The sequence below is a fragment of the Variovorax sp. UC74_104 genome, assembly GCF_044055375.1.
Lineage (GTDB): Bacteria > Pseudomonadota > Gammaproteobacteria > Burkholderiales > Burkholderiaceae_C > Variovorax.
Genome location: NZ_CP171978.1, coordinates 3,358,476 through 3,383,537, shown reverse-complemented (window position 1 = coordinate 3,383,537; position 25,062 = coordinate 3,358,476). Strand labels below are relative to the sequence as shown.

The window sequence follows — 25,062 nt, the reverse complement described above, 5'->3', positions numbered from 1 at the left end:
GCTCCGATTTGTTCTTCAGGGTGTTCGTGTGAAAGAGGACAGGTTTACTTGGTCAGCACGAAGCCCTTGAGCTTGCCGAATGCGCCATCGACGAGCGCCTTCTGCTGTTCCTGGTGCAGGTGCGAGTAGCCCACCGCCGGCGATGCCGAGGCGGCACGGCCGGAGTAGCCGAGCTTCTGGCCTTCCTGCATGTTTTCGTGGATGTAGTGCTGCACGAAGAACCAGGCGCCCTGGTTCTGCGGCTCGTCCTGGCACCAGACCACGTCTACGAGATTCGGGTACTTCTTGATCTCGGCGGCGAATGCCTTGTGCGGGAACGGATAGAGCTGCTCGACGCGGATGATCGCCACGTCGTCGGCTTCCTTCTCCTCGCGCTTCTTGGCCAGGTCGTAGTAGACCTTGCCCGAGCAGGCGATCAGGCGCTTGACCTTCTCGGCCTTCAGGTCGCGACTGTCGGGGATCACGGTCTGGAAACCGCCCTTGACGAACTCGGACAGCGGCGAGGTCGCGTCCTTGTTACGCAGCAGCGACTTCGGCGTCATGATGATCAGCGGCTTGCGCAGGTTGCGCACCATCTGGCGGCGCAGCACGTGGAAGATCTGGCTGGCCGTGGTGGGCTGCACGATCTGCATGTTGGCGTCGGCGGCCAGTTGCATGAAGCGCTCCAGGCGGGCCGAGCTGTGCTCGGGGCCCTGGCCTTCGTAGCCGTGCGGCAGCATCATGGTGATGCCGTTGACACGGCCCCACTTCACTTCGCCCGAGGCGATGAACTGGTCGATCACCACTTGCGCGCCGTTGACGAAGTCGCCGAACTGCGCTTCCCAGATCACCAGGGTGTTCGGGTCGTTCGAGGCGTAGCCGTATTCGAAGGCCAGCACCGCTTCTTCCGAGAGGATGGAGTCGATGACGACGAACGGAGCCTGGTTGTCGGCCACGTTCTGCAGCGGCACGTAGGTGCCTTCGTCGAACTTCTCGCGGTTCTGGTCGTGCAGCACCGCGTGGCGGTGCGTGAAGGTGCCGCGGCCGGAGTCTTCACCCGACAGGCGCACCGGGTAGCCGCTGGCCACCAGGGAGGCGAAGGCCATGTGCTCGCCCATGCCCCAGTCGACGTTCACGTCGCCGCGGCCCATGGCAGCGCGGTCGTCCAGCACCTTCTTCACCAGCGGGTGCACGGTGAAGCCTTGCGGCACGGTGGTGATCTTCTCGGCCAGGCGCTTCCACTCGGTGGTGGGGATGGCGGTGTCGCCGGCGTCGGTCCACTTCTTGTTGAGGAAGGGGCTCCAGTCGACCGCGTACTTGCTCTTGAAGTTGGTCAGCACCGGGTCGATGGTGTGCTTGCCCGCGTCCATGGCGGCGCGGTATGCCTTGACCATGTCGTCGCCGAGCGTGTCGCCCATGCCCTGCGCGGCCAGCTTGTCGGCGTACAGGCGGCGGGTGCCGGGGTGCTGGGCAATCTTCTTGTACATCAGCGGCTGGGTGAGCGAGGGGGTGTCCTGCTCGTTGTGGCCCAGCTTGCGGTAGCAGACGATGTCGATGACCACGTCCTTGTTGAATTCCTGGCGGAACTCCAGCGCGAGTTGCATGCACAGCACCACGGCTTCCGGATCGTCGCCGTTCACGTGCAGCACCGGCGCGTCGATCATCTTGACGATGTCCGTGCAGTACAGCGTCGAGCGGCTGTCGCGCGGGTCGCTGGTGGTGAAGCCGATCTGGTTGTTGATGACGATGTGGACCGTGCCGCCGGTGTAGTAGCCGCGGGTCTCTGCCAGCGCCAGCGTTTCCATGACCACGCCCTGGCCGGCGAAGGCGGCGTCGCCGTGCACGAGCACCGGCAGCACCGAGTCGCCTTCCTTGTCGCCGCGGCGGTCCATGCGCGCACGCACCGAGCCTTCGACGACCGGATTGACGATTTCGAGGTGGGAGGGGTTGAACGCCAGCGACAGGTGCACCGGGCCGCCAGGGGTGCTGACGTCGGAGCTGAAGCCCTGGTGGTACTTCACGTCGCCGCTGGGCAGCTCTTCGGGGGCGGTGTGGTCGAATTCGGCGAACAGGTCGGCGGGCATCTTGCCCAGCGAGTTCACCAGCACGTTCAGGCGGCCGCGGTGGGCCATGCCGATCACGATTTCCTGCACGCCCTTCTCGCCGGCGCGGTTGATGAGCTCGTCCATCGCGACGATGAAGCTCTCGCCGCCTTCGAGCGAGAAGCGCTTCTGGCCGACGTACTTGGTGTGGAGGAAGCGTTCCAGGCCTTCGGCCGCGGTCAGGCGGTCGAGAACGCGCTTCTTCTGCTCGGCATTGAGCTTGGGATTGGTGCGGGCGCTCTCGAGCTTCTGCTGCCACCAGCGCTTGTGGTTCTGGTCGGTGGTGTACATGTACTCGGCGCCGATGGTGCCGCAGTACGTTTCGCGCAGCGCGTTCAGCAGGTCGCGCAAGGACATGGTGTCCTTGCCGAAGAACGTGTTGCTGGTGTTGAACACCGTCTCGAGGTCGGCATCGGCGAAGCCGTAGAACGAGGGCTCGAGTTCAGGAATGGAGGGGCGCTCGGTGCGCTTGAGCGGATCGAGGTCGGCCCAGCGGGCGCCGACGTTGCGATAGGCGGCGATCAGCTGCTGGACGGCCGTGCGCTTGCGGCCGAGTTCGGAGTCGGCGCCGCTGGCCTGCACGACCTTGGTCGTGCCCTGCTTCGCCAGTTCGGCAAAAGCGTTGATGACCGGCTGGTGGGGGACGTCGCGGGTGTTCGAGCCGTCGGCGGCCGGCACGTTCTGCAGCGCGTCGAAGTACGAGCGCCAGTTGTCGGGAACGCTGCCGGGGTTGGAGAGGTAGTTCTCGTACATCTCCTCGACATAGGGGGCGTTGCCGCCGAAGAGGTACGTGTTGCCTTGATAGGCGGTGTACGCCGAGGGCGTAGAGGAATCGCTCATGATCCGCTGACCTTCGCTTCCCTGAGGGAAGCACTAGCTGGTTTAAGAAACCTTCCGCGACACGGCTGAACCGATTGGCGGATGCGACTGTGGCTGGGGAAGGGCCTGAGTACCTTGGCATTGTGCCACGTCAACCATATGACGGTCCAACCCGGCTTCGCAAGCCCTCCTGTTGCTCATTCCCCGCTCATTCGGGCGAAGAGAGTAACTGTTTGATCTGCTGCAGGGTGGCGGGGTCGTCGATGGTGGTCAGGTCGCCCGGGTCGCGCTGCTCGCAGACGGCCTGGATGGCCCGGCGCAGCAGCTTGCCGCTGCGGGTCTTCGGCAGGCCGGAGACGAAGCGCACCCGGGCCGGCCGGGCCAGCGCGCCGAGCTGGTCGGCCACCAGCTTCATGATCTCGCCTTCGAGCTTGAGCGCCGCATCGGCGTCGGTCACGGCCTTGCCGTCCTTGGGCACCACGAAGGCCATCGCCACCTGCCCCTTCAGCGCATCGGCCACGCCGACCACCGCCACCTCGGCCACGTTGGAATGGCCCGAGATGCTCTCCTCGATCTCGCGCGTACCCAGGCGGTGGCCCGCGACGTTGATCACGTCGTCGGTGCGCCCGAGGATGTAGAAATAGCCGTCCTCGTCGCGAATGCCCCAGTCGAAGGTCGAATAGACCATCTTGCCCGGCACGCTCTTCCAGTAGGTGTTGACGAAGCGCGCGTCGTCCTTCCACACGGTCTGCATGAAGCCAGGCGGCGTCGGCCCCTCGACCACGACCACGCCCTTCTCGTTCGCGCCGGTCAGTTCCTCGCCGGTGGACTCGTGCAGTATCTTGATGCGGTAGCCGTACATCGGCACGCCCGGGCTGCCGAACTTGCTGGGCTTGGGCTCGACGCCGTTGGCGATGGTGATCATCGGCCAGCCCGATTCGGTCTGCCAGTAGTTGTCGATGATCGGCACGCCCAGGCCCTCGCTGATCCAGCGCGCGGTCGGTTCGTCCAGCGGCTCGCCGGCCAGGAACAGCGCGCGCAGGGTCGAGAGGTCGTATTTCTTCAGCAGCGCCGGGTCCTGCTTCTTGAGCACGCGCACCGCGGTGGGCGCGCTGAACATCACCGTCACCTTGTATTTCTCGACGAGGCGCCACCAGATGCCGCCGTCGGGTTGCCGGTCGATGCCCTGCGTGGGCAGGCCCTCGTACATGATCGTCGCCATGCCTGCGATCAGCGGGCCGTAGACGATGTAGCTGTGGCCCACCACCCAGCCGATGTCGCTGGTGGAGAAGTAGGTTTCGCCGGGCCGGCCGTCGAAGATGTGCTTCATGCTCGCGGCGAGCGCCACCGCGTAGCCGCCCACGTCGCGCTGCACGCCCTTGGGCTTGCCGGTGGTGCCGCTCGTGTAGATGGTGTAGCTGATGTCGGTGGACGCCAGCCAGGCGCAGGGCACCTTGGCGTCGAGGTGCTTGCGGCGCAGTTCGGCGGCCAGATGATCGCGCCCGGCAGTCAGCTCCATCGGCGCGAGGCCGCGGTCGGTCAGCAGCACGGCCGAAGGCTTGTGCTTCGACAGCCGGATCGCCTCGTCGAGCAGCGGCTTGTACGCGATGACCTTGCTGCCGCGCGAGCCCGCGTCGGCGCTCACGATCACCTTGGGCTCGGCGTCCTCGATGCGCGTGGCGAGCGAGCCGCTGGCGAAGCCGCCGAACACCACGCAGTGAATGGCGCCGATGCGCGCGCAGGCCAGCATCGCGAAGGCGGCCTCCGGGATCATCGGCATGTAGATGAGCACGCGGTCGCCCTTGCCCACTCCCAGTTCGAGGAGGCTGGCGGCGGTGCGCTGCACCTCGGCGTGCAGTTCGGCGAAGCTGTAGCTCTTCTCCACACCCGTTTCGGTGGAAACGAAGATCAGCGCCGGCTGGTCTCCCCGCTGCGCCAGGTGGCGGTCGACGGCGTTGTGGCAGAGGTTGGTGGTGCCGCCCACGAACCAGCGCGCGAAAGGCGGCTGGCTGGCGTCGAGTATCTGTTGCGCGGGCGTCTGCCAGTCGATCAGCTTCGCCTGCTCGGCCCAGAAGGCCTCGGGCGCGTCCACGGATTGGCGATGGAACTCTTCATAGCGGCTCATCTCGGTTTGTCTCCTGTTATTCGTTCCGTTCTGGCCGGCGCCAAAACTGAATTCATAATTATGGAGACCGATCTTGCAGCAAGCTGACAGCCGGAGCAATCCGGCTTTACTCCGCCGCCCGGCTCAGCGGACGAGCGAGAGCACTTCAGGAAACGCGGGATGCTCCGCCGTGCGCAGCCATTCGAAGCCGACCATCTCCGTCGTCACCAGCTCGGCGCCCGCGCCGGCCAGGCGGTCGAAGGCGGCATCGCGGTTGCGCTCGGTGCGCGAGCTGCAGGCGTCGGTCACGACCCAGACCTCGAACTCGTCTTCCAGCAGGTCGAGCGCCGTCTGCAGCAGGCAGACATGGGCTTCGCAACCGGCAATGACGATGCTGTTGCGCTCCTCGGCGGCCTGCTGCGGCTTCTGCAGGTGCTTGGGCAGGCTGCGCGCATTGCCCTGCGGCGCCTTGGCCGGCACGCGCAGCCATTCGCCCAGGCCCTCTTCCACGCCGCTGAAGTGCATCTTCGACAGGGTGCGCTGGAAATGCGCGCGGATGTCGGGCAGGTTCTGGCCAAGCTTGGAGGGGTTGTGCTCGGTGCCGAACACCGGCACCTGGAACAGCTTGGCCATCTTGCCGAGCCGCACGGCGTTCTGCGCGACCGCTTCTCCCTCGAAGATCGCCGGCATCAGGCGCTCCTGGTAGTCGACCAGGACGAGTTGGGATTGCGAGGCATCGAGCAGCATGAAAAGGTTCTTTCTCTCAGGAATCTGTTGAATCGGGCTGAACCGTACCACCGAAAAGACCCGGCTGACGCGAGCCGCCGGCAACGCGCTGCACGAGCTGGGCCACGTAGGCCTTGAACAGCGCGTCGGCCGACTGCCTGAACATGCGGATGCGCCCCCGTGTGCTGCATCAGCAGCAGGCCGACGCCGTGCGCGAAGAGCGCCGTGTTCTCGCGCAGGGCGGTGTCCGCGTCGAGCCCCAGTTCCTGCAGCGCCTCTTCGCAGGGTCGCAGGGCCTGGTAGAGATGGTCGTTCAGCTCGTGGTCGAGTTCGCTGGTCAGGCCGCGCGGGCGCATGCCCTGCACAAGATAGAAGCCCAGGTCCAGGTCGCGCGGGTTCGCCGCGTAGAAGTCGAACCACGCCTGGGCTCTCGCCGCGAGCGCCTGGCCGGGGCCGTCCTGCGACACCGGGGCGTCGGCTACGGCGGTTTGCAGCCGCTGGATCGACTCGTCGAGCAAGGCCGCGTAGATCGCCTCCTTGCTCTCGAAGTACGAATAGATGGCACCCGGCGTGTAGCCGGCCCTCCTGGCGATTTCGCGCACGCTCGCGCCCTCGATGCCGGCTTCCAGAAAGACCGCACGGGCGGCATCGAGCACGAGCATACGGCGGGCATCGCTGAGCGCCTGGCGGCGTTGGATCTTGGCTTCCATTGGCCGAAATATAGCCTTCGATTGATCGAGCATCCGATTTTCTGACCGTTGATCGAAAAATTGAACAGTGTTTAAATCACGGCAAACAGCCAGGAGACAGACACGATGAACGCCCCGCTTTCCAGCGCCTCCCTCATGTCCGGCGCCGACTACCGCGAATCGCTGCGCCGCTACAAGCCCACGGTTTTCGTCGACGGCCGACGCGTCGACAGCGTGGCCGACGAAGCGGCCTTCCAGCCCGGCATCAATGCCATCGCCCTCACCTACGACTACGCCCTGAAGAAGGAATACGAGCCGCTGATGACTGCGGTTCAGCACACCAGCGGCAAGCGGGTCAACCGCCTCTCACACATCAACACGAGCGCCGGCGACCTGCTCAACAAGCTCGAGGCCGTGCGCCTGGTCTGCCAGGAAACGGGCTGCGCCCAGCGCTACCTGACGCACGACGCGCTCAACGCCATCGCCCAGGTGTCGGCCCGCATCGACGACGCCCGCGGCAGCACCGAACACACGACCCGCTTCCACGAATACCTGCACCGCGTGCAGGACCAGGACCTGACGCTCGGCGTCGCCATGACAGACGCCAAGGGCGACCGCAGCCGCCGCCCGCACGAGCAGGCCAACGTCGACAGCTACCTGCACGTGGTCGAGCGCAACGCGCGCGGCATCGTCATCTCGGGCACCAAGGCGATCGTGACCGGCGCGCCCTACGTGCACGAGCTGCTCGTCATGCCCTGCCGCAACATGGGAAAAGAAGACGCCGACTTCGCGGTCTGCTGCGCCGTGCCGCTCGATGCGCCCGGCCTCACCATCGTCGCGCGGCCGGCGGGCCGGCCCGGCGAGAAGCTTGAGCATGGCGAGGCCCTCTTCAGCCGCAAGTACGGGCAGAGCACCGGCGTGTGCATGTTCGACAAGGTCTTCGTGCCCTGGGAACGCGTGTTCTATGCTGGCGAGTGGGAGCACTCCGGCCACCTGACCTACAGCTACGCCACGCACCACCGCCACAGCTGCATCGGCGCGCGCGCCGGCTTCGGCGACCTGCTGATCGGCGCGGGCGCGCTGATGTGCGAGGCCAACGGCTTCGACCCGGGCAAGGAAAGCCACCTGCGCGAGCAGATGGTCGAGCTCATCACCATCACCGAGAGCTTCTTCGCCTGCGGCGTGGCGGCCAGCGTCTACGGCAAGGCCGACGAGCACTGCGAGGTGTTCATGCCCGATCCGGTGTTCAGCAACATCGGCAAGCTGCTGCTGGCCACGAAGATCTACGACATGCACCGCATCGCGCACTACGTGAGCGGCGGCCTGATCGTCACCCTGCCCGGCCCCGACGAAGACCACAACCCGGAGACCGCAGCCCGCCTGTCCGACGTGCTGCGTGCCAACCCGGCCATTCCCTACGAGCAGCGCATCGAGACGGCCCGCTTCATCGAGGACCTGACCGCCGGCTACCAGGGCGGCTGGTACAGCGTGATCAGCCTGCACGGCGGCGGCTCGCCCGCGGCGATGAAGCAGGAGATCTGGCGTAACTATCCCGTGGGCTCCAAGGTCGAGCTGGTCGAACGCATCCTCGAACGCGGCATCGCGGCCGACGGCTCGCCGGCTGCCGCGCCTCACGATCCGGCGCGCGCCATCACCCGCAACCGCCAGCCGGGCAGGTGCTGCGACACGGGATGCACCACGCCGGGCCAGCCGGTGATGGTCGACCTGCCGGCCTCGCGGCGCGCCTAGACTCCGGCGGATGAAGTTCTTCTCGAAACGGTTGGGCCTCGCGGCGGCGGGGCTGGGCGTCGCGCTGCTCGTCATGGCCTGCGGCGGCGTGCGCAAGGCCACGGTGCCGATGGCGACCTCCCTCGAGAAAAGCAGCTGCCCGCGCGACAACATCGACACGCTGCTGGTGATGCTGCCTGGCGCGTATTCGGCGCCCGACGAATTCGAGCGCGAAGGCTTCGTTCGCGCAGTCCGCGAGAACCGCATCGCGGCCGACGTGATGCTGGTCGACTCCCACCTCGGCTACTTCAACGACAAGACCATCCTCGATCGCCTGAGCGCCGACGTGATGGTGCCGGCACGCGGCCAGGGCTACCGCCAGATCTGGTTCGTGGGCATCTCGCTCGGTGGCTTCGGCGGAATGCTCTACGCGCAGACGCATCCTGGCGACCTCGCAGGCTTGGTGACGATCGCGCCCTATCTGGGCGAACGCACGCTCTCCACTGACATCGCCAATGCCGGCGGCCTTGCCAAGTGGAAGGGGCCGCTGGTCGATCCAGCCGCTGCACCTCCACGAACGCCGGACGAGACCCAGCTCTGGCAATGGCTGCGCGGCTACGCCGGCTTCACGAACACCGCGGGTGCCCGGCCCCCGCTCTATCTGGGTTACGGACTGGACGACCGCTTCGCATTCAGCCACCGCCTGCTGGCCGGCGTGCTGCCGCCCGAGCGTGTCTTCACGACCGAAGGCGGCCACGACTGGCCCGAATGGAACCGGCTCTGGCGCCGGATGCTTCCGACCCTGCCGCTGCCGGGCTGCCCCGGCTGAACATCTATCGAGCTGAAGCCGGCTCAGTTCGGCCGCAGGCGCAGCAGTTTGCCGTCGGCTTCGTCGGTCAGCACGTAGAGCAAGCCGTCCGGGCCCTGCTTCACGTCGCGGATGCGCGCGCGCCCCTCGGCCAGCAGCTTGTGTTCGGCGACCACCTTGCCGGCCTTCAGCTCGATGCGATCGAGGTAGCCGAACTTAAGCGAACCGACGAAGAGGTTGCCCTTCCAGGCGGCGCCATAGCGATCGCTGGTCAGGAACGCCATGCCGGACGGCGCTATCGACGGCACCCAGTAGTGCAGCGGCTGCTCCATACCTTCCTTGGCCGTGATGCCGTCGCCGATCTTGCCGCCGCCGTAGTTCTCGCCGTAGGTGATCACCGGCCAGCCGTAGTTGCGGCCGGCCTGCGGAATGTTGATTTCGTCGCCGCCTTGCGGGCCGTGCTCGGTCATCCAGAGACGGCCGTCGGGCGCGAGCGTGGCGCCCTGCCCGTTGCGGTGTCCGTAGCTCCATATCTCGGGGAGCGCGCCCGCTTTGCCGACGAAGGGGTTGGCCTTGGGCACCGAGCCGTCCTTGCCGATGCGCACGATCTTGCCGAGATGGTTGTCGAGCTTCTGCGCGTCTTCCTTGCGGCTGAAGCGGTCGCCGAGCGTGAGAAAGAGCGTGCCGTCGCGCGCCTCGACGATGCGGCAGCCGAAGTGGGCGCGGCTCGCCACCTTGGGCTGCTGGCTGAAGATGATCTTCAGCTCCTCGAGCTTCGTGCCGTCGGTCGACAGATTGGCGCGGGCCAGCGCGGTGCTGTTGGCCGAGCCGCCGGCGTCGGGCTCGGAGAAGCAGAAATACAGCGTGCGGTTCTTTTCGAAGCCGGAGTCGGCGAGCACGTCGAGCAGGCCGCCCTGCCCGCCCGCCGCAATGGGAGGCAGGCCTGCGATGGGAGCGCCGATCCTTCCGTCGGCACCAATCAGCCGCATGCGGCCGGGCCGCTCCGTCACCACGAAACGGCCGCCCGGAAGGAAGGCAACACCCCACGGGTTCTCGAGCCCCGTCGCCACGGTTTCAGACCGAGTCTGCGCGGCGGTGAGGCCGCAGAACCCGATTACCGTGACAAATGTCCAGCATCGAAGTGATGTCCAAAGAGGCAAGCGCGGCAAGTTCATGGCTTTTCCGTGAAGTTGGGGCGATCTTGGCGAGAAATAGCGACCGAATCCAGCATGAGCATCGATCCACCCGAGGTCTGAAGGCCTTTCGGCCGTCAACCGTTTATGGACCATAAACGTTCGCCGTTACATTTTTTCTTTGGCCGGATCGAAATTTTTCATGTAAATCAATGACTTACAGAGGGATCCGCTAATTCTGTTTAAATTGACATAACCGCGCGTCATCAATATCCTACGCGCCATGCGTTTTTTCGTCCTACCCGCATCCCTCCTCTTTGCCGTTGCAGTCCATGCAGCCCCCCAACAGGAAAAAACCGATGACGAGCTGGCACGAATGCTTGCCGACAAAGGCCTGATCGGGCAACTCAAGCAGGTTCGCCAAACCGTCACCGAACGCACTTCCGACCTGGTCGTCACCGCCATCGGATTCCTCGGCGTTCCCTACCGCCGCGGCGGCAACACCGCCGAATCCGGTTTCGACTGCAGCGGCTTCGTCCGCGCCATGTACAACCAGACGGTCGGCCACATGCTCCCCCGCCGCGCCGAAGAGCAGGCCGCCGCCACCGAGAAGATCGACCGCGACCAGCTCAAGCCCGGCGACCTCGTGTTCTTCAACACCATGCGCCGCGCCTTCAGCCATGTCGGCATCTATGTCGGCGAAGGCAAGTTCATCCACTCTCCCCGCTCCGGCGCGCAAGTCCGCGTGGAAGACATGAACGGCAGCTACTGGCAGCGCCGCTTCGACGGTGCCCGTCGCGTGGTCGGCGGTCAGGCGGACGAAGTGAAGGCCGCAGCGGTCGCGAATACCGGCAACTGAGCCCCCTTCCCGTCAAGGACGAAAAGAATCCCGCCTCGGCGGGATTTTTTATGGGCGCCCGACAGGCAGGCGCCCTTCGGCTCTTCTTCAGCCCTTCTTCTGCGGCGGCAGGTCCGTGCAGGTGCCGTGCGCCACTTCCGCCGCCATGCCGATGCTTTCGCCCAGCGTCGGGTGCGGGTGAATGGTCTTGCCGATGTCGATCTCGTCGGCGCCCATCTCGATGGCCAGCGCGATCTCGCCCAGCATGTCGCCGGCATGCGTGCCGACGATGCCGCCGCCCAGGATGCGATGCGTCTCGGCGTCGAACAGCAGCTTGGTGAAGCCCTCGTCGCGGCCGTTGGCAATCGCCCGGCCCGAGGCCGTCCAAGGGAAGTGCCCCTTCTTGACCTTGATGCCTTCGGCCTTCGCCTGGTCTTCCGTCAGGCCGACCCACGCCACTTCGGGGTCGGTGTAGGCCACGCTCGGGATCACGCGGGCGTTGAAGGCCGCGCTCGACAGCTCCTTGTCGCCCTTCAGCTCGCCGGCGATGACTTCTGCCGCCACGTGCGCCTCGTGCACCGCCTTGTGCGCCAGCATGGGCTGACCCACGATGTCGCCGATGGCGAAGATGTGCGGCACGTTGGTGCGCATCTGGATGTCGACCGGAATGAAGCCGCGGTCGCTCACCGTGACGCCGGCCTTCTCGGCGCTGATCTTCTTGCCGTTGGGGCTGCGGCCCACGGCCTGCAGCACCAGGTCGTACACCTGCGGCTCCTTCGGCGCGTTCTCGCCCTCGAAAGTGACCTTGATGCCTTCCTTCGTGGCCTCGGCACCGACCGTCTTGGTCTTGAGCATGATGTTGTCGAAGCGCGGCGCGTTCATCTTCTGCCAGACCTTCACCAGGTCGCGGTCCGCGCCCTGCATCAGGCCGTCCAGCATCTCGACCACGTCCAGGCGCGCACCCAGCGTGGAATACACCGTGCCCATTTCGAGGCCGATGATGCCGCCGCCCAGGATCAGCATGCGCTTGGGATCGGTGCCCATCTCCAGCGCGCCGGTCGAGTCGACCACGCGCGGGTCCTTCGGCATGAAGGGCAGGCTCACGGCCTGCGAACCGGCCGCGATGATCGCGCTGCGGAACTTGACGGTCTGCTTGCTGCCGGTGGTGTCCCAGCTGGTGCCGGAGGTTTCCTCGACCTCGATGTGGTACGGGTCGATGAAGTTGCCGACGCCGCGCAGCACCGCCACCTTGCGCATCTTTGCCATGGCCGTGAGGCCGCCGGTGAGCTTGCCCACCACCTTGTTCTTGTGGCCGAGCAGCTTGGCGCGGTCGACCGTCGGGGCGGCAAAGCTCACGCCGAGGTCGGCGAAGTGCTTGACCTCGTCCATGACCGAAGCCACGTGCAGCAGCGCCTTCGAGGGGATGCAGCCGACGTTCAGGCACACGCCGCCGAGGGTGGCGTAGCGCTCGATCAGCACGACCTTCAGGCCCAGGTCGGCGGCGCGGAAGGCGGCCGAGTAGCCGCCGGGGCCGGCGCCGAGCACGATCACGTCGCACTCGACGTCGACCTTGCCGCCGTAGCTGGACACGGCCACGGCCGCAGCAGCGGGGGCTGGCGCGGGCGCGGGAGCAGCAGCCTTCGCGGGGGCGGCGGCCGGGGCAGGCGCTGCCGCTGCGGGCGCTGGTGCCGCGGCACCGTCGACTTCCAGCGTCAGCACCACCGAGCCTTCGCTGACCTTGTCGCCCACCTTCACGGCCAGCGCCTTCACCACGCCGGCGGCGGACGACGGGATCTCCATCGAGGCCTTGTCCGATTCGACCGTGATCAGCGACTGCTCGGCCTTGACCGTGTCTCCGACGTTGACCAGCACCTCGATGACCGCGACTTCGTCGAAGTCGCCGATGTCGGGCACCTTGATTTGTTGTTCGCTCATTTGGACACTTTCAGTTTGAGTGTGAGAACGTCGACCGGTGGGGCCGAATTGCGATCGAATTCGCAGGCGGCGGCGATGCCCGCCTCCGCCACGTCGCGCGATGTGCGCGACTTGATGTCATAGGCCGCGTGCATGGCGCCGAGGGCAAAGCTGCGTCCCGAGCCGATGGCCCAGAACTCCTTGAACTCGAACACCTCGCGGTAGCTGTAGATGCCGTAGATGCCGCTCTGGTTGGCCATCAGCATCGTGAACTGGCTCGACTCGTAGGGCTCGTGCTCGTCTTCCTTGGTCTGCATGAAGAACGAGTCCTTCAGCACCGGATGCAGCATCGTGAAGGTGCGGAAGATCTCGTGCTTGCTGCCGAACAGCAGCTGCTCGCGCGGCTGCGCGGCCAGCGCGTGCTGCAGCACCAGGAAGTGCGCGGCGGCGCCGGCCAGGGCGAACAGGCTCTGCCCCGCCGCGTCCTCGACGGTGAAGATCTTCTGGTTCGTCTCGGCGCGGTGCGAAAGCCGCGTGTCGCCGAAGGTCACCAGAGAATCCGCTGCCATCGTGACCTGGCCGCCCTTGCGGACGGCCACTACCGTGGTCATAGCAGGATGCGGCGATAGTCCGCGAGCACCTGGCCCAGGTAGGCGTTGAAACGCGCAGCCAGGGCGCCGTCGATCACGCGGTGGTCGTACGACAGCGACAGCGGCAGCGTGAGGCGCGGCACGAACTGCTTGCCGTCCCACACCGGCTTCATCTGGCCCTTGGAGAGGCCGAGGATGGCCACTTCGGGCGCGTTGATGATCGGCGTGAAGTGCGTGCCGCCGATGCCGCCGAGCGAGCTGATCGAGAAGCAGCCGCCCTGCATGTCGGCCGAGCCGAGCTTGCCGTCGCGCGCCTTCTTGGCGAGCTCGCCCATCTCGGCGCTGATCTGCAGGATGCCCTTCTTGTCGGCGTCCTTCAGCACCGGCACCACGAGGCCGTTGGGCGTGTCCGCCGCGAAACCGATGTTGTAGTACTGCTTGTAGACGAGCTGGTCGCCGTCCAGGCTGGTGTTGAACTCGGGGAATTTCTTCAGCGCCGCGACCACCGCCTTGATGACGAAAGCCAGCATCGTCACCTTGACGCCCGACTTCTCGTTCTCCTTGTTGGTGGAGACGCGGAAGGCCTCGAGCTCGGTGATGTCGGCTTCGTCGTTGTTGGTGACGTGCGGGATCATCACCCAGTTGCGGTGCAGGTTCGCGCCGCTGAGCTTCTTGATGCGCGACAGGTCCTTGCGCTCGACCGTGCCGAACTTGGTGAAGTCGACCTTGGGCCAGGGAATGAGGCCCAGCGCCGCGCCGTCGGCACCGCCGCCACCGGCCGGCGCCTTGGCCGCCGAGGCCTTGGTGCTGGCCTGGCCGCTCATCACGGCCTTGGTGAAGTTCTGGATGTCTTCCTGCGTGATGCGGCCCTTGGGACCGGAGCCCTTGACCTCTTCGAGCGGCACGCCAAGCTCGCGGGCGAACTTGCGCACCGAGGGCGAGGCGTGCGGCAGGCTGCCGCTGGGGGCGACCGTCGGGTTGTGGGCCGGTGCCGCCGCCGCAGGTGCGGGTGCAGATGCGGCCGGGGCAGGAGCGGTGGCAGTGGCGGTCGCCGGAGCAGCGGCGGCTGCAGCCGGCGCTGGTGCCGGGGCAGCGGAACCGGCTGCGCCCTCGAGCACGGCGATCAGGTCACCGATGTTGACCGTGTCGCCGACCTTGACCTTCAACTCCTTGAGCACGCCGGCGGCCGACGACGGAATTTCCATCGAGGCCTTGTCCGACTCGACCGTGATCAGCGACTGCTCGGCCTTGATCGCGTCGCCCGGCTTCACCAGCACTTCGATAACTGCGACGTCCTTGAAGTCGCCGATGTCCGGCACCTTGACCTCGACCGGGCCCGAAGCCGCCGGGGCGGCTGCAGGGGCCGGCGCGGGCGCAGCCGCAGCCGGCGCAGGCGCGGCGGCTGCGGGAGCCGCTGCAGGCGCAGGGGCCGGAGCCGCTGCAGCACCCGCTCCCTCGGCCTCGAGCACGAGGACCACCGAGCCCTCTTTCACCTTGCTGCCGACCTCGACCTTGAGTTCCTTGACCACACCGGCGGTCGACGACGGGATTTCCATCGACGCCTTGTCCGATTCGACCGTGATGAGCGACTGCTCGGCCTTCACCGTGTCGCCCACCTTCACGAGCACCTCGATCACCGCGACTTCATCGAAATCGCCGATGTCCGGCACCTTCACTTCCACTGCTGCCATATCGTTGTCTCCCGCCGTCAGGCGCCGTTCGTTCGTTGATTGGTTGTTGATTGGGGATCAGGCGTAGAGCGGGTTGACCTTGTCGACATTGATGCCGTACTTCTTGATCGCTTCCACCACCTTGGCCACCGGCACGGTGCCATCTTCGCTCAGCGCCTTGAGCGCCGCCACCACGATGTAGTGGCGGTTGACCTCGAAGTGCTCGCGCAGCTTGTTGCGGAAGTCGCTGCGGCCGAAGCCGTCGGTGCCCAGCACCTTGTAGTTGCGGCCCTTCGGAATGAACGGGCGGATCTGCTCGGCATAGGCCTTCATGTAGTCGGTCGATGCGACCACCGGGCCGGTGGTGGCGCCGAGCTGCTCGGCCACGAAGGGCACGCGCGGGGTCTGGTCGGGGTGCAGCAGGTTCCAGCGGTCGGCATCCTGGCCGTCGCGGGTGAGCTCGTTGAAGCTCGGGCAGCTCCACACGGAAGCCGACACGCCCCAGTCCTTCTCGAGCAGTTCCTGCGCGGCAAAGCTTTCGCGCAGGATCGTGCCGCTGCCCAGCAGTTGCACCGTGGGTGCCTTGGCCTTGAGCGCGGGGCCCTGCTTCGACAGGTACATGCCCTTGATGATCTGCTCTTCGGTGCCGGGCTGGAGGCCGGGCATCGCGTAGTTCTCGTTGAGCAGCGTCAGGTAGTAGTAGACGTTGTCCTGCTTCTCGACCATGCGCTTGAGGCCGTGGTGCAGGATCACGCCGACTTCGTGCGCGAAGGTCGGGTCGTAGCTCACGCAGTTGGGGATGGTGTTGGCCAGGATGTGGCTGTGGCCGTCTTCGTGCTGCAGGCCTTCGCCGTTCAGCGTGGTGCGCCCCGAGGTGCCGCCCAGCAGGAAGCCGCGCGCCTGCATGTCGCCGGCAGCCCAGGCCAGGTCGCCGATGCGCTGGAAGCCGAACATCGAGTAGTACACGTAGAACGGCACCATGATGCGGTTGTTCGTGCTGTACGAGGTGGCGGCAGCGATCCAGCTCGACATGCCGCCGGCCTCGTTGATGCCTTCCTGCAGGATCTGGCCGGCCTTGTCTTCCTTGTAGTACATGACCTGGTCCTTGTCGACCGGGGTGTACTGCTGACCGTGCGGGTTGTAGATGCCGACCTGGCGGAACAGGCCTTCCATGCCGAAGGTGCGGGCCTCGTCGACCAGGATGGGCACCACGCGCGGGCCGAGCGCCTTGTCGCGCAGCAGCTGCGTGAGGAAGCGCACGTAGGCCTGCGTGGTCGAGATCTCGCGGCCTTCGGCCGTGGGTTCGAGCACCGCCTTGAAGGTGTCCAGCGCGGGCACGGTGAAGCTCTCGTCGCTCTTCACGCGGCGGTGCGGCAGGTAGCCGCCCAGCGCCTTGCGGCGCTCGTGCAGGTAGCGCATTTCCGGCGTGTCGTCGGCCGGCTTGTAGAACGGCAGCTCGGCGATCTGGCTGTCGGGAATCGGGATGTTGAAGCGGTCGCGGAAGGCCTTGATGTCCTCGTCGCCGAGCTTCTTGGTCTGGTGGACCGTGTTCTTGCCTTCGCCGATCTTGCCCATGCCGAAGCCCTTGACGGTCTTCACGAGCAGCACGGTGGGCTGGCCCTTGTGGTTCTGGGCGGCATGGAAGGCGGCGTACACCTTCTGCGAGTCGTGGCCGCCGCGCTGGAGGTTCCAGATCTCGTCGTCGGTCATGTGCTCGACCATCTTCAGCGTGCGCGGGTCGCGGCCGAAGAAGTTCTTGCGGACGTAGGCGCCGTCGTTGGCCTTGAACGACTGGTAGTCGCCGTCATTGCACTCCATCATGATCTTGCGCAGCGCGCCGTCATGGTCCTTCTCGAGCAGGGCATCCCAGCCCTTGCCCCAGACCAGCTTGACGACGTTCCAGTTGGCGCCGCGGAACTCGCCTTCGAGCTCCTGGATGATCTTGCCGTTGCCGCGCACCGGGCCGTCCAGGCGCTGCAGGTTGCAGTTGATGACGAAGATCAGGTTGTCGAGGTTCTCGCGCGCCGCCAGGCCGATGGCGCCCAGCGATTCGACCTCGTCCATTTCGCCGTCGCCGCAGAAGACCCAGACCTTGCGGTTCTCGGTGTTGGCGATGCCGCGTGCGTGCAGGTACTTGAGGAAGCGCGCCTGGTAGATCGCCATGAGCGGGCCGAGGCCCATCGACACGGTCGGGAACTGCCAGAACTCCGGCATCAGCTTCGGGTGCGGGTAGCTGGAGAGGCCCTTGCCGTCGACTTCCTGGCGGAAGTTGAGCAGTTGCTCTTCGGAGAGGCGGCCTTCGAGGTAGGCGCGGGCGTAGATGCCGGGAGAGACGTGGCCCTGGATGTAGAGCAGGTCGCCGCCGTGGTTTTCGCTCTCGGCGTGCCAGAAGTGGTTGAAGCCGGCGCCGAACATGCTGGCCAGCGAGGCGAAGGAGCCGATGTGGCCGCCGAGGTCGCCGCCTTCGGCAGGATGGTGGCGGTTGGCCTTGACCACCATGGCCATTGCGTTCCAGCGCATGTAGGCGCGCAGGCGCTGTTCGATCTCGAGGTTGCCGGGGCTGCGGGCTTCCTGCGAGGGTTCGATGGTGTTGACGTAGCCGGTGTTGGCCGAGAACGGCATGTCGACCGTGTTCTGGCGGGCATGTTCGAGCAGCTGCTCGAGGAGGAAGTGAGCCCGCTCAGGCCCCTCGCTCTGGATGACGGAAGACAGGGCATCCATCCATTCACGTGTCTCCTGGGCGTCCGCGTCGTTAGCGGCCGAGCCGAACAGGTTCTCGGGGTTTGCCGACATGCTTATGTCTCCTTTTAGGGCTGTGGCTGTAATTTAAGTGCGCTGTGCAGCGAACGCGGCGGAGTTTCGCATAGAAACATCGCAATTTCAAATAGTGCTTATTGATTTTTCAATGTGAAATTCAAAAGAAATCAGAGCAGGAACGGATGTCCGCACGGGACATGGCAAGCCGAGGGGGCAAGCCTAGAATCCGCCCCATGCCTCTCTCCTCCCCGCTGGCGGTTGCCCGCAGTGCCGTGAACGCCTCGCCGCTGTCCTGGTGGCGCAGGTGGTGGCGACGCCAGACTCCGGTGCTGCAGGACGCGGTCGCCATGCTCGCGCCGATGGCGGCCGTGCTGCTGTTCCTCGCCGCCATCGTTTCCGCCTTCTGGTACCTGCGCACCGAGGAGGTCGAGCGCGAGCAGGAGTCGGTGCGCCGCGACGTCGAATATGCACAGCAGCGCATGCGCCTGCGGCTGTTGGAGCGGCAGGAGCAGTTGATGCGCATCGCGCGCGACGCTTCCAACCGCGAGATCGACCCCGTCGAGTTCACCAGCCGCGCCGAGTCGCTGGTGAGCCAGTTCCCCGAGCTGCAGACCATCACCTGGATCGACGACCGCCGCCGCTTCAAGGCCGGCTACGCTGCTCCCAGCGTGCATCCGGCGCAGCAGCACCTGATCGGCGACGTGCTGCGTCCCGGCGACATCGAGAGCAACTACGCGCTGGCGCGCGAACTGCGCCAGCCGGTGTTCTCGCAGCCCGTGGCCGGGGGCGATCCGCCCTCGATGCTGCAGCTGCACATTCCCCTCTTCGACCAGGGCCTGTTCGCGGGCGTCGTACTGGGCGAGTTTTCCATCGACGGGCTGCTGCGCTACGGCATGCCCTCCGAGGTGCAGGCGCGCTACGCGGTGTCGCTGCTCGACGCCAAGGGCCATGTGATCGCCGGCAACACCACGAACCTGAAGGAAAGCGGCACGCGCCTGCTGCCCTGGTCCGAGCGCACCAACGAATATGAAGTGCCGGTGTCGCCCGTCGGCAATGCGCTGGTGCTGCGGGCGCAGGCCTATCGCACCTCGCAGGGCGTGGTCGGCAACGGGCTCTTCTGGCTGGTCTGCGCGTTGAGCGTGCTCACGAGCTGGATGCTGATCGGCACCTGGCGCCACACGCGCCGGCGGCTGCAGGCGCAGCAGCGGCTGGTGGCCGAGACCAACTTCCGCCGGGCGATGGAGAACTCCATGCTCACCGGCATGCGCGTGCTCGACCTGCAGGGCCGCATCACCTACGTCAATGCCGCCTTCTGCGCGATGACCGGCTGGAGCGAGGAAGAGCTGGTCGGCCAGTCGCCGCCCTTCCCCTACTGGCTCGAATCCGATCGCGAGGTGATGAACGAGCGGCTCGAAGAGGAACTGCACGGCCGCGCCCTGCCCGGCGGCTTCCAGGTGCGGGTGAAGCGCAAGAACGGCAGCGTGTTCAACGCCCGCCTGTATGTGTCGCCGCTGATCGACGCACGCGGCCACCAGACCGGCTGGATGACGTCGATGACCGACATCACCGAGCCCACGCGCATCCGCGAGCAGCTCTCGGCCTCCTACGAGCGCTTCACCACGGTGCTGGAAGCGCTCGACGCCGCCGTGTCAGTGGCCCCCATCGGCAGCGAGGAGCTGCTGTTCGCCAACAAGCTGTACCGACTTTGGTTCGGCTCCGACACCGTGGGCCACCTGGGCATGGTCGCGCAGGCAGGCGTGCCGGCGTCGAATGCGCACGACGAAGGCCTGGACGACGTGGACCCGTACGCCGGCCTCCCCATCGACACCCTCACCGCGGCGCAGACCGCCAACAACGAGATCTTCGTGCCCCACCTGGGCAAGTGGCTCGAAGTGCGCTCGCGCTACCTGACCTGGGTGGACGGCCGGCTCGCCCAGCTCGTGATCGCCACCGACATCACGCCGCGCCGCGACGCCGAGGAACAGGCCGCCGCGCAGGCCGACAAGGCCCAGGCCGCCAGCCGCCTCATCACCATGGGCGAGATGGCCTCCAGCGTGGCGCACGAACTCAACCAGCCGCTGACCGCCATCACCAACTACTGCAACGGGATGATGTCGCGCATCAAGGGCCAGTCGATCGACAACGAGGCCCTTCTGGCCGCGCTCGAGAAGACGTCGAAGCAGGCCCAGCGCGCGGGCCAGATCATCCAGCGCATCCGCTCCTTCGTGAAGCGCAGCGAGCCCAACCGCACGCCCGCCGACGTGGCCACCATGGTGAGCGAGGCGGTCGAGCTCGCGGGCATCGAGCTGCGCCGGCGCAACGTGCGCCTGAACCACTACGTGGCGGCCCGGCTGCCCGTGGTGCGCGTCGATCCGATCCTCATCGAGCAGGTGATGGTCAACCTGCTGAAGAACGCGGCCGAGGCCATCGACCTCGCCGACCGCCCGCTGGCGCGCCGCAGCGTGGAACTGCGCGTGCTGCCCAAGGTGATCGAGGGCCACAACGCCATCGAGTTCTCGGTGCAGGACACCGGCAAGGGCCTGGCGCCCGAGGTGATGGACCGGCTCTACGAGGCCTTCTTCTCCACCAAGCCCGAAGGCATGGGCATCGGGCTCAACTTGTGCCGCACCATCGTCGAGTCGCACCGCGGCCGGATGCAGGCGGAGAACATCTACAATGGCCCGGATGTGATCGGATGCCGTTTTTCCTTCTGGATTCCGGTGTTGGACGCTATCAGTTCCGTAGCTAGCGACGAGGCAAAGGTACCTGCATGAGTTTGATTCCGAAGAAGGGCACGGTCTATGTCGTCGACGACGACGAAGCCGTACGCGATTCGCTGCAATGGCTGCTCGAAGGCAAGGACTACAGAGTCCGCTGTTTCGATTCCGCCGAATCCTTTCTCTCCCGATACGACCCGCGCGAAGTCGCCTGCTTGATAGTCGACATCCGCATGGCGGGCATGACCGGCCTGGAGCTACAGGACCGGCTGATCGAACGGCGCTCCCCGCTGCCCATCGTGGTCATCACCGGCCACGGCGACGTGCCGATGGCGGTCGACAGCATGAAGAAGGGTGCGATGGACTTCATCCAGAAGCCCTTCAACGACGAAGAACTCGTCACGCTGGTCGAGCGCATGCTCGAACACGCCCGCGGCGCCTTCACGCAGCACCAGCAGTCGGCCAGCCGCGACGCGCTGCTGTCCAAGCTCACCGGCCGCGAGGCACAGGTGCTCGAGCGCATCGTCGCCGGCCGCCTGAACAAGCAGATCGCCGACGACCTGGGCATCAGCATCAAGACGGTCGAGGCGCACCGCGCCAACATCATGGAAAAGCTCAACGCCAACACCGTGGCCGATCTGCTCAAGATCGCGCTGGGGCAGGCGGCGCCAGCCGCCAAGGCCTAGAAACAGCTATCCGCCCGATAGCGACACATGACCCCCACGCCTGCGAAAGCGGGCGTTTTTACTTGGAAAATCGAAACCGATGACCGCCCAACTGATCGACGGCAACGCACTCGCCAAAACCATCCGCGCCGAAGTTGCCGGCCGCACCGCGGCGCTCAAGGCGCGCGGCTTGAACCCGGCCCTTTCCATCATCCTCGTGGGCGAAGACCCGGCCAGCCAGGTCTACACGAAGCACAAGGTCAACGACAGCGCGCAGACCGGCCTCGACGCCACGCTCGAGACCTACCCCGCCGACATGAGCGAGGCCGACCTGCTGGCCCGCATCCGCACGCTCAACGACGACCCGAAGGTGCACGGCATCCTGGTGCAGTTGCCGCTGCCCAAGCACATGGACAGCCAGAAGGTCATCGAGACGATTTCTCCGGCCAAGGACGTCGACGGCTTCCACGTTGCCAGCGCCGGCGCGCTGATGACCGGCGCCCCCGGCTTCTGGCCCTGCACGCCGCACGGCTGCATGAAGATGCTCGAATCGATCGGCTACGACCTGCGCGGCAAGCATGCCGTGGTCATTGGCCGCAGCAACATCGTCGGCAAGCCGATGGCCATGATGCTGCTCGCCAAGAGCGCCACCGTGACCATCTGCCACAGCGCCACCAAGGACCTGGGCGCCATCACGCGCCAGGCCGACGTGATCGTCGCCGCTGTGGGCAAGCTCGATCTGCTGACCGCCGACATGGTCAAGCCCGGCGCGGTCGTCATCGACGTGGGCATGAACCGCCGGCCCGACGGCAAGCTCGCCGGCGACGTCGACTTCGACGGCGTGAAGGAAGTGGCCGGCTGGATCACGCCCGTGCCCGGCGGCGTGGGCCCCATGACGCGCGCGATGCTGCTGGTCAACACCCTTGAAGCAGCCGAGCGCGCCGCAAGATAAGAACCACCCCGTTGCTTGCTCACTTCGTGTAGCCGCCTCCCCCTCGAGGGGCGCCACCGGCGGCCCGGCAGAGTCGGTTCCGCGGTGGCTCCCCGAATCGGTCCGTCAGTTCGAACAGGATTTCTCACATGACCAACCCGCTTCTCGATTTCACCGATCTCCCGCTGTTCGACAAGATCAAGCCGGAACACGTATCGCCCGCTGTCGATGCGTTGCTGGCCGATGCCGAGTCCGCGCTGCAGACCGTGACCGCGCCCGACTTTCCCGCTGACTGGAACGCGATCTCCAAGGTGCTGGACGTGGCTTCCGAACGCTTCAGCCGCGCCTGGGGCGCCGTCGGCCATCTCAATGCCGTGGCCGACACGCCCGAGCTGCGCGCCGCCTACAACGAGGCCATGCCGCGCGTCACCGCCTTCTGGACCCGCCTGGGCTCCGACGAGCGGCTGTATGCAAAGTACAAGGCCATCGACGTCAAGACACTCAATGCCGAGCAGCGCCAGGCCCACAGCAACGCGGTGCGCAACTTCGTGCTGGGCGGCGCCGAGCTGCAGGGCGAGGCCAAGAAGCGCTTCGCCGACATCCAGGAGCGCCTGGCCGAACTGAGCCAGAAGTTCAGCGAGAACGCGCTCGATGCCACCGATGCCTTCGCCTACTACGCCACGCTCGGCGAGCTCGAAGGCGTGCCCGAGGACGTGGTGAGCGCCGCGCGCGCGGCCGCCGAGGCCGACGGCAAGGAAGGCTACAAGCTCACGCTGAAGATGCCCTGCTACCTGCCGGTGATGCAGTTCGCAAGGAGCAGCGCGCTGCGCGAGAAGCTCTACCGCGCCTACGTCACGCGGGCCAGCGAGTTCGGCGACGCGGCCTTCGACAACACCGCGCTCATCACCGAGATCCTCGCGCTGCGCGAGGAAGAGGCCAAGCTGCTGGGCTACAGGAACTACGGCGAGCTGTCGGTGGTTCCGAAGATGGCCGAGTCGCCCGAGCAGGTGGTGAAGTTCCTGCGCGACCTCGCGGCCAAGGCCAAGCCGTATGGCGAACGCGACCTGGCCGACCTGCGCGTCTTCGCAGCCCAGCAACTGAACATCGCCGACCCGCAGCCCTGGGACTGGAGCTACATCGGCGAGAAGCTCAAGGAAGCACGCTATGCCTTCAGCGAGCAGGAGGTGAAGCAGTACTTCCCGGCACCGAAGGTCATGGCCGGCCTGTTCAAGATCGTCGAGACGCTCTTCGAGGTGTCGATCCGCCGCGACTCGGCGCCGACCTGGCATCCGAGCGTGGAGTTCTATCGCATCGAACGCGCCGGGCAGAAGGTCGGCCAGTTCTATCTCGACCCGTCGGCCCGTGCCGCCAAGCGCGGTGGCGCGTGGATGGACGACGTGCGCGCCCGCTGGCTGCGCCCCGACACGGGCGTGCTGCAGACGCCCGTCGCGCAGCTGGTTTGCAACTTCGCCAGCGGTGTCGACGGCAAGCCGCCGCTGCTCACGCACGACGACGTGACCACCCTCTTCCACGAGTTCGGCCACGGCCTGCACCACATGCTCACGCAGGTGAACGAGCGCGACGTCTCGGGCATCAGCGGCGTCGAGTGGGATGCGGTCGAGTTGCCGAGCCAGTTCATGGAGAACTTCTGCTGGGAGTGGGACGTGCTCAAGCACATGACGGCCCACGTCGACACCGGCGAGCCGCTGCCGCGCGCCCTCTTCGACAAGATGACGGCGGCCAAGAACTTCCAGAGCGGCCTGCAGACGCTGCGCCAGATCGAGTTCTCGCTGTTCGACATGCTGCTGCACACCGAGTACCACGCCGCCACCGCCAAGCCCGGCGACGTGATGGCGCTGCTGGGCAAGGTGCGCGCCGAAGTCGCGGTGATGCCCTCGCCGCCTTTCAGCCGCACGCCGAATACTTTCAGCCACATCTTCTCGGGCGGCTACGCTGCCGGCTACTACAGCTACAAGTGGGCCGAGGTGCTGAGCGCCGACGCCTACGCCGCCTTCGAGGAAACCGTGGGCGCCGACGGCGAGCCGAACATCGAGACCGGCCGCAAGTACCGCCAGGCCATCCTTGAAGCCGGCGGCAGCCGCAGCGCCATGGATTCGTTCAAGGCCTTCCGCGGCCGCGAGCCCCAGCTTGATGCGCTGCTGCGACATCAGGGCATGGCCGAGCCCCAGCCGGCTTGATGCATCGCTGAAGCTTGCGATACTCGGGCGATGCATACGATTTACAAAATCTCACCATTGCATCGCCTGACCGGCCTTGCCCTTGTGCTCGTCGCCGCGGGCGCCGTGGCACAACCCGTCTACCGCCAGGTGGACAAGAACGGCAAGGTCACTTTCTCCGACCGCGCCCCGAGCGCGAGCACCGAGCCGGCGCCGGCTGCCGGCCAGCCCGGCTCCGCCCCCTCCTCCACGGCCAACACCTCCGGCCTGCCGTACGAACTGCGCCAGGTGGCGCAGCGCTATCCCGTCACGCTCTACAGCGGAGACGAGTGCGGCCCCTGTGGCGCGGCACGCACGCTGCTCATCACGCGCGGCATTCCGTTCGAGGAACGCACCGTCAAGAGCAACGCGGACATCGAGGCCCTGCAGCGCCTGAGCAACCAGAACGCGTTGCCGCTGCTGACCATCGGCTCGCAACAGCTCAAGGGCTTCTCGGACGTGGAATGGTCGCAGTACCTCGACGCGGCCGGCTATCCCAAGAGCAACAGCCTGCCCGCGGGCTATCGCAACGGCCCGGTCCGGCCGCTGGTAGCGCAGACGGCTCCCGCGCCTCGTGCCGCCGCAACCCCCGCGCCGGCCGCGCAGCCCGCGCCGCCGCCGCCGGCCTCGAGCGAACCGACGCCGAGCAATCCGGCCGGCATCAAGTTCTGAGCTT

17 protein-coding genes are annotated in these 25,062 nt (G+C 66.3%); 8 read left to right on the top strand and 9 right to left on the bottom strand.

What is annotated here, in order from left to right:
* Positions 1-44: 44 nt before the first annotated feature.
* The 4 genes from ACHMXA_RS15745 to ACHMXA_RS15730 form a co-directional block, all read right to left on the bottom strand.
* Positions 45-2,921, bottom strand: a complete 2,877-nt coding sequence (locus ACHMXA_RS15745) for a 2-oxoglutarate dehydrogenase E1 component (protein WP_176667575.1) — start codon at positions 2,919-2,921, stop codon at positions 45-47.
* A 187-nt stretch (positions 2,922-3,108) separates the two neighbouring features.
* On the bottom strand, positions 3,109-5,025 hold the full coding sequence (locus ACHMXA_RS15740) for a propionate--CoA ligase (protein ID WP_176667574.1): 1,917 nt from the start codon (positions 5,023-5,025) through the stop codon (positions 3,109-3,111).
* A gap of 123 nt (positions 5,026-5,148) precedes the next feature.
* Positions 5,149-5,751, bottom strand: coding sequence for an isochorismatase family protein (locus ACHMXA_RS15735; RefSeq protein ID WP_176667573.1), 603 nt, complete (start codon positions 5,749-5,751; stop codon positions 5,149-5,151).
* Positions 5,694-6,440 (bottom strand): TetR/AcrR family transcriptional regulator, encoded by a 747-nt coding sequence (locus ACHMXA_RS15730; protein WP_395315759.1) that lies wholly within the window; start codon positions 6,438-6,440, stop codon positions 5,694-5,696. The genes ACHMXA_RS15735 and ACHMXA_RS15730 overlap by 58 nt, the downstream gene beginning before the upstream one ends.
* Positions 6,441-6,545: 105 nt before the next feature.
* Between ACHMXA_RS15730 and ACHMXA_RS15725 the strand changes: the two genes are divergently transcribed.
* Positions 6,546-8,168 carry a 4-hydroxyphenylacetate 3-hydroxylase family protein gene (locus tag ACHMXA_RS15725; RefSeq protein WP_395315758.1) on the top strand — a complete coding sequence of 541 codons (1,623 nt, stop codon included), beginning with the start codon at positions 6,546-6,548 and terminating at the stop codon, positions 8,166-8,168.
* A gap of 10 nt (positions 8,169-8,178) precedes the next feature.
* Positions 8,179-8,976, top strand: a complete 798-nt coding sequence (locus ACHMXA_RS15720) for an alpha/beta fold hydrolase (RefSeq protein ID WP_176667570.1) — start codon at positions 8,179-8,181, stop codon at positions 8,974-8,976.
* Between the two features lie 23 nt (positions 8,977-8,999).
* Here the strand turns inward: ACHMXA_RS15720 and ACHMXA_RS15715 are convergent, their stop codons facing one another.
* The gene (locus ACHMXA_RS15715) at positions 9,000-10,130 is read right to left on the bottom strand and encodes a PQQ-dependent sugar dehydrogenase (RefSeq protein WP_176667569.1); all 1,131 of its coding nucleotides are present in this window, start codon (positions 10,128-10,130) and stop codon (positions 9,000-9,002) included.
* 241 nt (positions 10,131-10,371) lie between these two features.
* Here ACHMXA_RS15715 and ACHMXA_RS15710 point away from each other — a divergent pair, with 241 nt between their 5' ends.
* The gene (locus tag ACHMXA_RS15710; protein WP_176667568.1) at positions 10,372-10,947 is read left to right on the top strand and encodes a C40 family peptidase; all 576 of its coding nucleotides are present in this window, start codon (positions 10,372-10,374) and stop codon (positions 10,945-10,947) included.
* Positions 10,948-11,034: 87 nt separating this feature from the next.
* On the opposite strand, the gene lpdA is transcribed toward ACHMXA_RS15710, so the two are convergent.
* From lpdA to aceE, 4 genes are read right to left on the bottom strand one after another with little or no spacing between them, the layout of a single operon-like run.
* Positions 11,035-12,861, bottom strand: coding sequence for a dihydrolipoyl dehydrogenase (lpdA, locus tag ACHMXA_RS15705; protein WP_176667567.1), 1,827 nt, complete (start codon positions 12,859-12,861; stop codon positions 11,035-11,037).
* A complete protein-coding gene (locus ACHMXA_RS15700; RefSeq protein ID WP_176667566.1) occupies positions 12,858-13,451 on the bottom strand; it encodes an MFS transporter in 594 nt (197 codons plus the stop codon). Before ACHMXA_RS15700 ends, lpdA begins: the two co-directional genes overlap by 4 nt.
* Entirely contained in the window at positions 13,448-15,121 is a 1,674-nt protein-coding gene (gene aceF / locus ACHMXA_RS15695; protein WP_395315757.1) for a dihydrolipoyllysine-residue acetyltransferase, read from the bottom strand. Before aceF ends, ACHMXA_RS15700 begins: the two co-directional genes overlap by 4 nt.
* 57 nt (positions 15,122-15,178) lie before the next feature.
* Complete coding sequence (gene aceE / locus ACHMXA_RS15690; protein ID WP_395315756.1) at positions 15,179-17,893, bottom strand: pyruvate dehydrogenase (acetyl-transferring), homodimeric type; 2,715 nt, start codon at positions 17,891-17,893, stop codon at positions 15,179-15,181.
* Between the two features lie 197 nt (positions 17,894-18,090).
* On the opposite strand from aceE, the gene ACHMXA_RS15685 reads away from it, so the two are divergent.
* The 5 genes from ACHMXA_RS15685 to ACHMXA_RS15665 all read left to right on the top strand — a co-directional run bounded on the left by ACHMXA_RS15685 (position 18,091) and on the right by ACHMXA_RS15665 (position 25,058).
* Positions 18,091-20,631, top strand: coding sequence for a PAS domain S-box protein (locus tag ACHMXA_RS15685; RefSeq protein WP_176667563.1), 2,541 nt, complete (start codon positions 18,091-18,093; stop codon positions 20,629-20,631).
* A complete protein-coding gene (locus ACHMXA_RS15680; protein ID WP_012747279.1) occupies positions 20,628-21,260 on the top strand; it encodes a response regulator transcription factor in 633 nt (210 codons plus the stop codon). The genes ACHMXA_RS15685 and ACHMXA_RS15680 overlap by 4 nt, the downstream gene beginning before the upstream one ends.
* Before the next feature lie 79 nt (positions 21,261-21,339).
* Entirely contained in the window at positions 21,340-22,191 is an 852-nt protein-coding gene (gene folD, locus ACHMXA_RS15675) for a bifunctional methylenetetrahydrofolate dehydrogenase/methenyltetrahydrofolate cyclohydrolase FolD (protein WP_395315755.1), read from the top strand.
* Positions 22,192-22,319: 128 nt separating this feature from the next.
* Positions 22,320-24,368 carry a M3 family metallopeptidase gene (locus ACHMXA_RS15670; RefSeq protein ID WP_176667561.1) on the top strand — a complete coding sequence of 683 codons (2,049 nt, stop codon included), beginning with the start codon at positions 22,320-22,322 and terminating at the stop codon, positions 24,366-24,368.
* A 30-nt stretch (positions 24,369-24,398) separates the two neighbouring features.
* The gene (locus ACHMXA_RS15665) at positions 24,399-25,058 is read left to right on the top strand and encodes a glutaredoxin family protein (RefSeq protein WP_176667560.1); all 660 of its coding nucleotides are present in this window, start codon (positions 24,399-24,401) and stop codon (positions 25,056-25,058) included.
* Positions 25,059-25,062 lie beyond the last annotated feature (4 nt).